This window comes from Frigoribacterium sp. AP1, assembly GCF_056680555.1.
In genome coordinates, this window is record NZ_CM155288.1 from 1,554,627 (window position 1) to 1,567,400 (window position 12,774).

Sequence of the window (12,774 nt, forward strand, 5' to 3'; positions counted from 1 at the left end):
CGAGGGACGGTGGTGCGGGGGACGTGGTGCGAGGGGGACGGGCGGTGACGTGGGGGAGGCGCGGTGCGCGTCGGACGGTGGGGTTCAGTCGGTCGGCGTCACGCGGTCGGCCTCACGCGGTCGGGTTCAACCCGCGGGCGAAGAAGCGCTGGAACGAGAAGAACACGATGATCGTCGGCAGCGAGGCGACCAGGGCGCCGGCCAGCGCGACCGGCGGGCCGTAGGTCGAGTAGTTGCCGGTGAGGTCGGCGAGGGTCGCCATGACGGGCCGGATGTTCGAGCTCGACGACAGGGTCAGGCCGAAGAGCAGGTCGTTCCAGATCCAGGTGAACTGGAAGACGAACGCCGCCATCAATGCACTCGTCGACAGGGGCAGGTGCACCTGGAAGAACATGCGCGCCCAGCCGGCGCCGTCGAGCGACGCCGCCTCGCGCACCTCGTTCGGCAGGCCCGTCATGTGGCCCCGCACGACGAAGAACGCGAACGGGATCGTGAGGGCGACGTAGACGAGCAGCATGCCGTACTGCGTGTCGAACAGCGACGCCGCGGCGTAGCCGGTGAACAGGGGAGAGAGGAACGCCTGCAGCGGCAGGATCGTGCCGACGTAGATGACCCAGAACCACAGCGTCGGGCGCTTGAGCGGCATGATCGTCACCGCGAACGAGGCCAGCGAGGCGATGAACACGGCGGCCCCGGCCCCGACGACCGAGTACAGCAGGCTGTTGAGCATGCCCTGGCCGACGTTCGCGTTCTCGAACGCCGTCCGGATGTTGGTGATCAGAGAGAACGAGGTCGGCCACCACGAGGGGGTGCCCGAGTACTCGCTGCTCAGCGTGAAGGCGTTCACGACGAGCAGCCACGAGGGGATCAGCCAGATCAGTGACGTGACCGTCAGGACGACGGCGAGCACGCGGCGGGAGGTCTTGGTCATCGGGGGCTCCTAGTCTTTCGCCGGCCGCAGTTGGCGACGCAGGTAGGCGTACGACGCGACGACGACCACGACGGTGAGGAAGACCGCCACCGCGGCCCCCGAGCCGTAGCGCGACAGGGTGAAGGTCTCGCGGTACATGGTCAGCGCGAGCGTCTCGGACGCCGTGCCGGGCCCGCCGTTGGTCAGCAGCAGCACCTGGTCGAAGACCTTGAGGCTGCCGACGATCGAGATGCCGACGACGACGATCGTCATGGGCCGCAGCTGGGGGAAGGTCACGGCCCAGAAGAGTCGCCAGCCCGAGGCGCCGTCGAGCTGGGCGGCCTCGAGCGTGTTCGGCGGGATCGACTGCAGGCCGACGAGGAAGAGGATGACGCACGCGCCCGTCGCCTGCCAGGTCGTCGCGACGATCATCATCACGGTGTTCAGCGGCCACTGCAGCAGCCACTGCGACACCAGGGGATCGAGCCCGAGGAGGCGCAGCAGCGTGTCGAGACCGCCGTCGGTCGAGAGCATGAAGGTCCACACCACCGCGGTGGCGGACCCCGAGATCGCGTACGGCAGGATCACCGCGAAACGGGCGACGGCGCCCAGCTTGAGCTTCCACGTGCCCACGGCGATCGCGAGGCCGAGGCCCACGGGCAGCACCAGCGTGCCGACGACCCAGAAGAACGTGTTCAGCACCGACTGGCCGAACGCCGGGTCGGCGAACATGGCCGTGTAGTTGTCGAGCCCCACCCAGGTGCGGGTGAAGCCGTTGTCGTCGAAGAAGCTGCGGTAGATGGTGAACGCGAACGGCACCACGAGCAGCAGCACGACGAGCGCGACCGCCGGCGCGAGGAAGGCCGCGCCGGCGAGCGGCGCCCGGCCGGGACGATGCGGGACGACGACGGAGGCGCGGGTCGGGTCGCCCGACGGAGCCGCGGCTTCTCGGGGGACCGGGGGCTGGGTGAGGGTCATGCGGCGTCCCAGATCTTCCACTCGGTGCGGGCCCGGGCCTCCATCGACCGGAGGGTCGACTCGCCGTGCTGCGTGCTCGGGGTCACCATGAACGACCCCAGGTCTTGCACGTTGCCCTCGACCAGGGGCGTCGGTGAGGCCTCCCAGTAGCGGATGAGCTCGGTCGGCTTGCTCGCGGCGATGTCGGCGGCCAGGACTTTCACGAGGTCGGACTTCGGCAGGGCCGCGGGGTTGGGGCTGGTGTCGCCCAGGAATCCGACCCAGGCCTCTTGCACGTCGGTCGACAGCCAGTTGCGCGCGACGTCGACGGCCGCGTCGCGTCGGTGGGCCTTGACGGGCACCGAGAGGGAGCCGCTCTCGACGATGACCGCCGGAGCCGTCGACGAGGTGCGGGGAGGAACCCGGAAGAACCCGATGTCGTCGTCGGTCAGACCGGAGGCCAGCAGGGTGTTCGCGAACCAGGTGCCGTAGAGCATCATGCCGAAGCGGCCCTCGGACACCAGGCCGGGCAGGTCGTTCGACGTGACGTCGGGGGCGGAGAAGAACCCGTCGGCGTACATGGTCGACCAGAGGTCCATGGCCTCGCGGGCCGGGTCGTCGACGTAGCTCGCCTCGTTCGTCGTCACGGCCGCGTAGTAAGCGGGGTCGATCGAGGCCAGCAGCTGCATGAACCAGATCTCGGACTCCCACGTGGTCGCGCCCGGAGCCAGGAACGGGGTGATGCCGGCGTCCTTCAGGGTCTGGGCGGCGCCCATCAGGTCGTCGAAGGTCGTGGGGACGTCGATGCCGTTCTCGGCGAAGGCGCGCTTGCTGTAGAAGACGGCGTAGTAGCTCTTGTAGAGCGGAACGCCGTAGGCCTTGCCCTCGTACGTGAACGAGTCACGCTGGGCCGGGTCGACCCACCCGCGACCGATGGCGTCGTCCCACACCTCGTTCAGGTCGGTCAGGATGTCGGCCCGGGCGATGTCTTGCAGGCGGTAGCCGTTCGTCCACTTGATCAGGTCGGTCGTGCTGTTCGTCTGAGCCGTCATGCGGATGACCTGGTTGTAGTTCGCCACGCTGGCGATCGAGCGCGAGGTGATGCGGTAGCCGATGCGCGCCGCCAGCACGTCGGACGCCGCGTCGTAGCCGGGACCCCAGGTGGGGTTGTCGCTGTTCAGCGTGACCGTGCCGGGGGCGGACGGACGCGTGTCCGTGCCGCGGGCACAGGCCGCCAGGGTCGCGGTCAGCAGCCCCACGCCACCCAGGGCGAGTGCCGTGCGCCGGGTCACCGTGGGGCCGCCGGGGATCGGGTGGGCCATGGTCGTTTCCGTTCGTCGTTGAATTGATAACGTTACCAACACCGTGCCACAGTCCTCCAGGTTTGACAAGCGGAGGTGGGCCTGTATATCTGGGGGGATGGCGGCAGGGGCAGGATCACGGTCGGCCGACACCGGTCCGACGGGTACGGGCCGAGGGGCCGCCGTCACGGTGAAAGACATCGCGCGGGTCGCCGGCGTCAGCCCGATGACCGTCTCGCGGGTGCTCTCCGGGGGCAAGAACGTCCGACCCGCCCTGCGTGAACACGTCGAGCGGGTCGTCGCCGAGGTCGGCTACCACCGCAACGAGAACGCCCGCAGCCTGCGGCCCGGGCACCGCTCGGGTCTCGTGGGCGTCATGATCACGAACATCGCCAACCCCTACTACGCCGGTGTGGTCCAGGGGATCGAGCAGGTCGTCGCCGCGACGGGGCGCCGCATCCTCGTCGGCACGACCAACGAGGACGCCGACCTCGAGCGCCAGCTGCTGTCCGACTTCCTCGGGCGCCAGGTCGAGGGCCTCGTCGTCGTCCCCGTCGGCGGGGACGCCGACCGCTTCCTGCCCGAGCGGCTCGCCGGCGTCCCGCTCGTCCTCGCCTCGCGGACCGTCGACGGCGTCCAGGCCGACGCCGTCCTGATCGACGACGTCGAGGGGGCTCGGCAGGCGGTCTCCCAGATGCTGGACGAGGGGCACCGACGCATCGCGTTCCTGGGCAACAAAGAGACGGTCTCGACCGGGCGTCGTCGTCTGGCCGGCTTCCGGGCTGCCCTCGAGCAGCGCGGGCTGTCCGTCGACGACGACCTCGTCGTCTTCGGGTTGCAAGAAGCCTCGGCGTCCGAGGCGGTGACGCGTGACCTCCTCGCGACCGACGACCCGCCCACGGCGATCTTCGCCGCGAACAACCGCATCAGCGTGGGGGTGCTGCGAGCCCTGTCGCAGCGGGCATCGGGCTCGCAGGGGGCGGCGGTGCCGCGACTGTTCGCCTTCGACTCGTTCGACTTCGCCGACATGGCACCCGTCCCGCTGTCGGTGATCGACCACGACCCCGTCGAGCTGGGCCGCGCGTCGGCGCGGATGCTGCTGGCGCGCCTCGACGGATCGGCCGAGGGTGAACCTCCGCAGCTCGTCGAGCTGCCGGTGCACATCGTCCACCACTGAGACCGCCTGGCCGGTTCGGGCGGCCCTCGACCGGGCCCACCGAGTGCTCGCCGTTGCTGCCGTCCGGGCCGTCCGTTAGTGTTGGTAACGTTATCAACGAAAGCAGGCGAGCATGACCACCTCCGTCCCCGCCGGCGTCGTCCCCGGCGCCTACGACAAGACCCCCGTCATCGAGCTGCCCGAGGGGCACCGCGCCTGGACGGGCCCCGACGCCTGGGGCCGCCTCGCCGACCTGCTCGGGCCGGGCGTCGTGCTGGCCGTCGACACCTACCCCGGCAGCGACCTCGAGGCGCTCCGTCGCGAGCTGCAGGCGGTCGCGCCCCGCGCCTCCTTGATCGACGTCGAGGAGGCCGCGGCCCGCACGAGCGACGAGATCGACGCGCTCATCGCGCGCGACCTCACCGACGACCGCGTCTTCGGGGTGCTCAGTCACCACACGCTCGACGAGTTCTACGACGCGGACCGTCTCGCCGCCGTGGCGGACGAGGTCCGGCGTGCCGACGGGCCGGTGGTGCTCTACGGCTGGGGTGCCGCCCTCGTCCCGGTCGACGTCGACGTGGTCGTGCTCGCCGACCTCGCGCGGTGGGAGATCCAGCGACGACAGCGTGCCGGGGCGCCCAACTGGCGGGCCGACAACGGCGACGAGGACCAACTGCGCAAGGTCAAGCGCGGGTACTTCGTCGAGTGGCGGACGGCCGACCGGCACAAGCGCGCGCTCTTCGACCGGCTCGACTTCGTGCTCGACGCGAACGACTCGATGGCCGGTGCCAAGCTCGTCGAGGCGCGGACCTTCTTCGCGGGCCTCGAGATCGCCTCGCGCCGACCGTTCCGGGTCGTCCCCTTCTTCGATCCCGGGGTCTGGGGCGGGCAGTGGATGAAGACGGTCCTCGAGGTCGGCGACGAGAGCAACTACGCCTGGTGCTTCGACTGCGTGCCCGAGGAGAACAGCCTGCTGCTCTCCGTCGACGGCACGGTCGTCGAGCTGCCCGCCCTCGACCTGGTGTTCCGCCACCCGCGCGAGCTGCTCGGTGCTCGGACCCACGCGCGGTTCGGGGCCGAGTTCCCGATCCGCTTCGACTTCCTCGACACGATGGACGGCGGAAACCTGTCGCTGCAGGTCCACCCGTTGACCGACTACATGCAGAACGTCTTCGGCATGCCGTACACGCAGGACGAGAGCTACTATCTGCTCGACGCGGCGGACGACGCGGTCGTCTACCTCGGGCTGCGCGAGGGCGTCGACCGCGGCGAGATGGAGTCGGCGCTGCGCACCGCGGCCGACGGCGGGGAGCCGTTCGACGCCGAACGATACGTCGCCGCCTTCCCGGCCGCGAAGCACGACCACTTCCTGATCCCGGCCGGCACGGTCCACTGCTCGGGCTCCGACTCGATGGTGCTCGAGATCTCGGCGACGCCGTACATCTTCACCTTCAAGATGTGGGACTGGGGACGCTTGGGCCTCGACGGTGTGCCGCGGCCGGTCCACCTCGATCACGCCCTCGCCAACATCCAGTGGGACCGTGACGAGCGGTTCGCCCGCGACGAACTGGTCGACCAGGTGACCGAGGTCGCGCGCGGCGACGGCTGGGTGGAAGAGCGCACGGGGCTGCACGAACTCGAGTTCATCGAGGTGCGTCGGCACTGGTTCGACGACGTCGTGCCGCACGACACCCGGGGCACCGTCAACGTGCTCAACCTCGTCGAGGGGGCGGAGGCCGTCGTCGAGAGTCCGACCGGGGCGTTCGAGCCCTTCGTGGTCCACTACGCCGAGACGTTCATCGTGCCGGCGGCCGTCGGGCCGTACACCGTCCGCCCGCACGGGCGCGGCGTCGGGCAGCGGCTGGGGACCGTCAAGGCATCGGTGCGGGGCACGGCCAGGGACGAGTGAGCGGCCCGGCGGGGCGGGCTCGGCTGGGCCGGTCGGCCTGGCCGGGTCGGCCCGGCCGGGTCAGTTCTGGTCGGCCCAGCTGGCCGCGCCGAGCAGGGGTGCGTGGTCGCCGAGCGTGCCGGGGGCGACGGTGCGCCCCCTGGCCGAGCCGGGGACGCCCTGCCCGAGGCCTGCCCTGAGGGGCGCGCCGATCACATCCCACGAGCGTGAGACGCCACCGCCCACGACGACGGCCTCGGCCCCGAACCCGTCGACGCACGGCCGCAGGGCGTCGCCCAGGGCCGTGAAGGTCGCCGTCACGATGTCGCTCGCCACGGGGTCGCCGGCTCTGGCGAGGTCACAGATCTGCTCGACGGTACGGTCGTCGCCGGTCCGTCGCCGGTACCCGGTGCGGAGCGCCGGGGTCGAGACCGTCTCCTCGAGAGGGCGGCCGTCGACGGTGAGTGTGTGCACGTTCCCGTCCTGGGGCACTCCGGCACCGTCGGTCACGGGCCGACCCTCCACGAGGAAGGCCGAGCCGACCCCCGTCCCGAGCGTCACGCAGATCAAGCGGCCGGCGCCGACACCGGCGCCGGACGACCACTCGCCCACGGCGTACGCGACGGCGTCGTTGACGAACCCGACCGACGCCGGGGACGTGCCCAGCGCCTCCGCGAACGAGGCGCGCAGGTCGACGCCGGACAGGGCGGCGAACTTGTCGACGCCGTCGAAGCTGCCGCGGCCGGCGTCGTAGTCGAAGGGGCCGGGCAGCGCCACGACCCACCGCGTCGGCGCGGGGCGACCGGCCGACACGGAGGCGCGGGCCGCGTCCGAGGCGGGTTCGGTGAGCCGGGTGAGCAACACGTCGCGGGCCGCGTGCGGGTCGAGGGTGGCCCGGTGTTCATCGGTGAGCCGACCGTCGATGACGACTGCGGCCGTGACGTGGCCCCCGCCGACGTCCACGACGCCGACGGGGGCCACCGTCCGTTGATCGCTGCTCAACTGATCTGGCCCAGGCGGTCGGACGACCAGCCGAGCGCCGCGAAGATCTGCACCATGGCGGACTGGTCGAGCGTGGCCGCAGGGCGTTCGGGCAGGTAGTCGCCGCCGCCGCTCGGTTGGAAGTGGAACAGCCCGGTGGCGGGGTCACGGTTGTCCCGCCAGGTGGCGTCGGCGTACTCCTGGATGGTCGCGCGATAGGCGGGGTCGTGCTGCACGGAGTCGAGGAGCAAGAGGTCCTTGAAGTAGAACGAGTTGAAGATGGCGGGCTGCTGTTGCAGACGGCCTTCGGCACCCCAGTAGGCGAGCGAGCCGCGGGCGTCGTCGGTGGCCTTGGTCAGCCACGTCGGGTCGTCCGTCGCGCGGTACAGGATCGTCGCCGTGGCGATCATCGCACCCGAGTTGTACGTCCACAGCGTCGGGTCGACCGTGCCGTCGTCGTGCCGGCTGTTCCGGTAGAGCCCGGGGGACTGCTTCAGGCACGACTCGTTCCAGTCGTAGGCCTGCGTGCTGAAGCGCAGGTAGGCGTTCTCGCCGGTCTCCTCGTAGAGGTGGGCCGCGAGCTGGGCGGCGAGGCCCGTCACGTTCGCGCCGCGCGTCGTGTTGTCGGCGGTGTCGATCCAGTCGACCCCACCGGGGCAGGCGAGCGTCGGGTCGGCGTTCCAGCCCCGCGAGGCGATGGTGAACGCGGCGCGGGCCCGGTCGAGGTACTGCGGGTCGCCCGTCGCGTGGAACTGGCTGAGGAACGACAGGCCCACCACGCCGTTGTCGTCGTAGTAGACGTCGCCGCCCGTGCCGAGCGGGGCGGGCAGGTACGACTGGTAGCCGGGGCGCCCACCGGGCGCGACGGCGAAGTAGTTCTCGAGACCGTCGACCCGTGCCCGGGCGGAGTTCGCGTAGGCCGGGCCGACGCCCGGCAGGCCCTGCAGGTCGAGGGCGGCCTGGGTCGCCTCGCGGTACTCCCAGAGGAACGACCAGGGGTTGCCCTCGGCCGTGTTCGTGTTCTCGCGGTAGAGGCCGTGGCCCGCGGCGCCCGTGTAGAGGTGGTCCTGCAGGGCGTCGTACGAGATCGAGGCGCGGGACTGCCAGACGGGATCGGGGGAGGTCGAGGCGGCCTCGGCCCCGGCGGGGTGCCCGGCGACGGTCAGGCCGGTCACGAGCGAGAGGGCGACGAATGCTCCGAGAGCACCTCGGCGCGTCGGGGAATGCAGAGTGGACACCATTGACGATCCTGCCTTCGAGGGGTGGTTGGTATCGTTACCATACGCAGCCCCGCGGTCGTTGTCCAGGGCCGGACCGCGGGCACCTGACGGGCACCGCGCCTCCTTGGTTGTCTTGAGGGCGGCGGCGCGTCGGCGCCCGCGACGCACGAGAGAGAAGAGACCACATGTCGACCTGGTTGATCACCGGATGCTCCACGGGGCTGGGGCGCGCCTTCGCCGAGGAGGCGCTGGCCCGCGGGCACGACGTCGTCGTCACCGCGCGCGACGCCTCCACCGTGCAGGGCATCGCCGACGCCCACCCCGACCACGCCGTCGCCACCGCGCTCGACGTCACCGACGCCGACCAGGTGACCGCCGCCGTCGGCCTCGCCACCGAGCGGTTCGGCGGCGTCGACGTGCTCGTGAACAACGCCGGCTACGGCTACCGCTCCGCCGTCGAGGAGGGCGACGACGCCGACGTGGCGCGCCTGTTCGACACGCACTTCCACGGCAGCGTGCGCACCATCAAGGCCGTGCTGCCCGGCATGCGCTCCCGCCGTAGCGGCACGATCGTGAACCTGTCGTCCATCGGCGCCCGCCGCACCGGTCCCGGCTCGGGCTACTACGGCGCCGTCAAGGCCGCCCTCGAGCAGATGACCATGGCCCTGCGCACCGAGCTCGCCCCGCTCGGAATCACGGCGACGGTCGTCGAGCCGGGCTCGTTCCGCACCGACTTCTCGGGCCGCTCGCTCACGCAGTCCGCCACGCCCATCGCCGACTACGCCGAGACGGCCGGCAAGCGCCGCATCGAGGCCGACACCTCGGACGGCACCCAGCCCGGCGACCCCGCCGCCGGCGCGCGCCTGCTGGTCGACGCGGTCGAGTCGGGCCGGGCGCCGTACCTGCTGCTGCTCGGCTCGGACGCCGTCGAGATCGTCACGGGCGCGCTCGACGACCTCCGGGGCGACGTCGACGCGTGGGCCGACCGCAGCCGCGCGACCGACTTCGACGCCTGAGGCTCCGGCGGGGCTCGTGTCGCACCGCCGACTGAGCATCGCACCGTGGACTTCGGCGGTGCGACGTTCAAAAGGTGGTGCGACGCGCAACGCGACCACCTGCAGGAGGCGCGGTGACGGTTCAGGCGGCACCGCGCCTCCTGCAGGTGGCCCGCTCGCCGGCCCCGGGCGGCCTGCGGTCTCAGCCGGCGGCCGGCCCCGAGCCGACGGGCCCCGGCAGGGACGGAGCGGCGGTCGCGGCGGCCCCCGCCACCGCAGCCCCCGCCGCCCCGGCCCCCGCCGCCCCGGCCGAGGCTGCCACCCCCGCAGCGGCCGCGACCCCCGCGGCCACCGCTGCCCGGACCAGCCGCACCCTCGCCACGAACGACCCGACGGCGCCTCGTCGCCCGGGCCTCTCCGTGCCGGCGGCGACCTCGTCGCGCGTGCCCACCCCGACACCCGCCACGCCCCGCGCCTCGCCCCGCCCCTCGCCCCGGACGCGGGTCGACCCCCGCGGTGCCGCCCAGACGCACGACGTGCACGCCCGGACGTCCTCGTGCACCGCGAGCCCGATGCCGACGAACGGATTCGGCACGACCCTCGTGGAGTCCCCGCAGGCAGGGCAGCGGACGATGAAGAGCGACGATGCAGTGGTCACGGTGCCCCCTCCGACGGTCCACCACGGGGCTCCCCCTCGCCAGCACCCGACGTGGGCGAGGGGGTCGGAGCCGACGTCCTCCCCGACCTGAGGTGACGACGACTCCACGCCACGCGGTGACGCGGTGCGTCGGAGCTCGCGCTCCGCTGAAGCGTGGCTTCGCTTCGGGATCAAGCTAGTCCAACGGGTACTAGTCCTCAATGGAATGAGGAGATGGATGACACCCCACTACGGGTGACGCGGCGCCCCGACCTCGCCATTGCGGGCGTACTCCCGGACCCACGCCCGCTCGGTGACCAGCAGGTCGAGCAGGTGCCGGAACATCGCCACGGACTGCACCGGGAAGCGCGTCCCGTCGGCCTCGGCGGCGTCGAGGTACGCCTGTGCCGTCGCCATGCGCTCCTCGAGGGCCTGGACGCGCGTGGCGAAGACGGCCGCCCGCGTCGCCTCGTCGACCAGGTACAGCAGGGCGAACCGGACGTAGAACTCCTCGTCGTCGGCGCCTCGGGAGACGGGGAAGTCGGCGATCTGCTCGAGCAGCAGCTCGCGGCCGGCGTCGGTCAGCGAGAAGACGTGACGGTTGGGCCGGCCGGTGGTCTCCTCGGTGCGGCGGTCGAGCGAGCCCCGCTCGTGCAGGCGCTTCAGGGCGGTGTAGACGGCGTTGTTGTTGACCACGCCGAGGCCCGGGCGACGCACGTTCCGCTTGATGTCGTACCCGTGCTGCGGCCCGGCGAGCAGGTTGCTCAGGATGAGGATCTCGGTGACCATCCCCACATCATGGTGCGTGTCCGGCCGGTCGGCCTCCGCACGACGCGACCGGACGCAGGAGGCGCGGTGCCGGTCCGACCGGCACCGCGCCTCCTGCAGGCCCCGACGTCAGTCGGTCGGGGGCGTGTAGAACTGCAGGTCGTTGCCCTCGGTGTCCTTGAAGGGCAGGATGCGGCCCCACGGGTGCTCGCTGATCGTGCCGGTCACGTCGGCGCTGCGCGACTGCAGGTCGGCCAACGCGTCCTCGAGGGTGCCGTCGGGCTGGAACGTGATGACCGCGCCACCTTCACTCGACGCCGCGGCCTGTTCACGCCCGTTCAGGCCGATCATCAGGCCGTTCGCGTCGATCTCGGTCCAGTCGTCGCTCTCGCTCTTCACCGTGAGGCCGAGCGCTTCACGGTAGAACGCCGTCGCCCGCCCCATGTCGGTCACGGGCACCCACACTGTTGCCACTCCGCTTGCCATGTCGACTCCTTCGTCCGGCACCGGACCACCCGGTGCTGCGGCTGGCTCCTTGGTACGCCGCCCGGCCTCCGAGTCGTGCCACGAGTCAGGGCACTTTCCCACCCGGAGGCGTGTCCCACGGTCGCCGGCGGTCGACCGGACCACCCGCAGGAGGCGCGGTTCCGGTCGGACGCGCACCGCGCCTCCTGCGGGCCGTCGCCTCGGGGGCACTGGCAGGGCCTCCCACGGTCGTCCCGGGGGCGTAACGTCGAAGACGAGGAGCCCGTCGTCGAGCACCGTGTTCCGCCCAGCCCCTCGTCCCCGAACCGAACCCACCCTCAGGAGACCCATGCGCACCGTCAACGCCTACGCGGCCCCGTCCGCCACCGAGCCCCTCGTCAAGACGACCATCGAGCGCCGCGACGTCGGCCCGAAGGACGTCATGATCGACATCGCCTACGCCGGCATCTGCCACAGCGACATCCACACCGTCCGCGGCGAGTGGGGCGAGATCCAGTACCCGCAGGTCGTCGGTCACGAGATCGTCGGCACCGTCTCGGAGGTCGGCTCCGAGGTCACCAAGCACAAGGTCGGCGACCGCGTCGGCGTCGGCTGCATGGTCAACTCGTGCGGCGAGTGCGAGTACTGCAAGCGAGGCGACGAGCAGTACTGCGCCAAGGGCAACACCGGCACCTACACGAGCGTCGACCCGGCCGACGGCACCGTCACCCAGGGTGGCTACTCGCAGGCCGTCGTCGTCACCGAGGACTTCGTGCTGCGCGTGCCCGAGTCGCTCGACTACGACAAGGTCGCCCCGCTGCTCTGCGCCGGCATCACGCTGTACTCGCCGCTGCACCACTGGGGCGTCACCGAGGGCACCAAGGTCGCCATCGTCGGCATGGGCGGCCTCGGCCACATGGGCGTGAAGATCGCCGCCGCACTCGGCGCCGACGTCACCGTGCTGTCGCAGACCACCTCGAAGAAAGAGGACTCGCTGCGCTTCGGTGCCAAGGCGCACTACGCGACCAGCGACGAGCAGACCTTCACCGACCTGGCGAACTCGTTCGACCTGATCATCAACACCGTGTCGGCGAAGGTCGACATGGGCTCCTACCTCGGCCTGCTCGCCGTCGACGGCACGCTCGTCAACGTCGGTGCCCCGTCCGAGCCGCTCGAGGTGCCCGCGTTCGCCCTGATCCCCGCCCGTCGCAGCTGGGCCGGTTCGGCCATCGGCGGCATCCGCGAGACGCAGGAGATGCTCGACTTCTGCGCCGAGCACGGCATCGTGCCCGAGACCGAGCTGATCGACGCCGACCAGATCAACGAGGCCTACGAGCGCGTCCTGAAGTCGGACGTGCGCTACCGCTTCGTGATCGACGCGGCGACCTTCGCCTGATCCGACCCCGTTCCGCCGGACGCCCCCGCACCGAGTGTGCGGGGGCGTTCGTCGTGAGCGGGGGTTCTTGACGACGGCCTGAACACCCCGTACGGTTCAC

The 12,774-nt window shown here is 71.4% G+C and carries 12 protein-coding genes; 4 read left to right on the forward strand and 8 right to left on the reverse strand.

Going from position 1 to position 12,774, the window contains the following annotated elements; genetic code table 11:
- Positions 1–112: 112 nt before the first annotated feature.
- Genes AC1MBW_RS07465 through AC1MBW_RS07475 form a run of 3 tightly spaced genes read right to left on the reverse strand, consistent with a single transcriptional unit; the run spans position 113 to position 3,189 of the window.
- The gene (locus AC1MBW_RS07465; RefSeq protein WP_054144971.1) at positions 113–931 is read right to left on the reverse strand and encodes a carbohydrate ABC transporter permease; all 819 of its coding nucleotides are present in this window, start codon (positions 929–931) and stop codon (positions 113–115) included.
- A 9-nt stretch (positions 932–940) separates the two neighbouring features.
- Positions 941–1,888, reverse strand: a complete 948-nt coding sequence (locus tag AC1MBW_RS07470; RefSeq protein WP_480026002.1) for a carbohydrate ABC transporter permease — start codon at positions 1,886–1,888, stop codon at positions 941–943.
- Positions 1,885–3,189, reverse strand: coding sequence for an ABC transporter substrate-binding protein (locus AC1MBW_RS07475; RefSeq protein ID WP_480026003.1), 1,305 nt, complete (start codon positions 3,187–3,189; stop codon positions 1,885–1,887). The genes AC1MBW_RS07470 and AC1MBW_RS07475 overlap by 4 nt, the downstream gene beginning before the upstream one ends.
- A gap of 169 nt (positions 3,190–3,358) precedes the next feature.
- Between AC1MBW_RS07475 and AC1MBW_RS07480 the strand changes: the two genes are divergently transcribed.
- Both AC1MBW_RS07480 and AC1MBW_RS07485 read left to right on the forward strand, forming a co-directional pair.
- The gene (locus tag AC1MBW_RS07480; RefSeq protein WP_480026004.1) at positions 3,359–4,345 is read left to right on the forward strand and encodes a LacI family DNA-binding transcriptional regulator; all 987 of its coding nucleotides are present in this window, start codon (positions 3,359–3,361) and stop codon (positions 4,343–4,345) included.
- Positions 4,346–4,457: 112 nt separating this feature from the next.
- Positions 4,458–6,233 (forward strand): class I mannose-6-phosphate isomerase, encoded by a 1,776-nt coding sequence (locus AC1MBW_RS07485; protein ID WP_480026005.1) that lies wholly within the window; start codon positions 4,458–4,460, stop codon positions 6,231–6,233.
- 60 nt (positions 6,234–6,293) lie between these two features.
- Here AC1MBW_RS07485 and AC1MBW_RS07490 read toward each other — a convergent pair whose 3' ends face one another.
- Complete coding sequence (locus AC1MBW_RS07490; RefSeq protein WP_480026006.1) at positions 6,294–7,214, reverse strand: ROK family protein; 921 nt, start codon at positions 7,212–7,214, stop codon at positions 6,294–6,296.
- A complete protein-coding gene (locus tag AC1MBW_RS07495) occupies positions 7,211–8,434 on the reverse strand; it encodes a glycoside hydrolase family 76 protein (RefSeq protein WP_480026007.1) in 1,224 nt (407 codons plus the stop codon). The genes AC1MBW_RS07490 and AC1MBW_RS07495 overlap by 4 nt, the downstream gene beginning before the upstream one ends.
- Positions 8,435–8,598: 164 nt before the next feature.
- Here AC1MBW_RS07495 and AC1MBW_RS07500 point away from each other — a divergent pair, with 164 nt between their 5' ends.
- On the forward strand, positions 8,599–9,429 hold the full coding sequence (locus AC1MBW_RS07500; RefSeq protein ID WP_480026008.1) for an oxidoreductase: 831 nt from the start codon (positions 8,599–8,601) through the stop codon (positions 9,427–9,429).
- Between the two features lie 181 nt (positions 9,430–9,610).
- Here AC1MBW_RS07500 and AC1MBW_RS07505 read toward each other — a convergent pair whose 3' ends face one another.
- The 3 genes from AC1MBW_RS07505 to AC1MBW_RS07515 form a co-directional block, all read right to left on the reverse strand.
- Positions 9,611–10,066, reverse strand: a complete 456-nt coding sequence (locus AC1MBW_RS07505; RefSeq protein ID WP_480026009.1) for a hypothetical protein — start codon at positions 10,064–10,066, stop codon at positions 9,611–9,613.
- 228 nt (positions 10,067–10,294) lie between these two features.
- Complete coding sequence (locus tag AC1MBW_RS07510) at positions 10,295–10,834, reverse strand: PadR family transcriptional regulator (RefSeq protein ID WP_480026010.1); 540 nt, start codon at positions 10,832–10,834, stop codon at positions 10,295–10,297.
- 108 nt (positions 10,835–10,942) lie between these two features.
- Complete coding sequence (locus tag AC1MBW_RS07515; protein ID WP_480026011.1) at positions 10,943–11,299, reverse strand: VOC family protein; 357 nt, start codon at positions 11,297–11,299, stop codon at positions 10,943–10,945.
- 328 nt (positions 11,300–11,627) lie between these two features.
- Here AC1MBW_RS07515 and AC1MBW_RS07520 point away from each other — a divergent pair, with 328 nt between their 5' ends.
- Positions 11,628–12,674, forward strand: a complete 1,047-nt coding sequence (locus tag AC1MBW_RS07520; protein ID WP_480026012.1) for an NAD(P)-dependent alcohol dehydrogenase — start codon at positions 11,628–11,630, stop codon at positions 12,672–12,674.
- Positions 12,675–12,774: the final 100 nt, after the last annotated feature.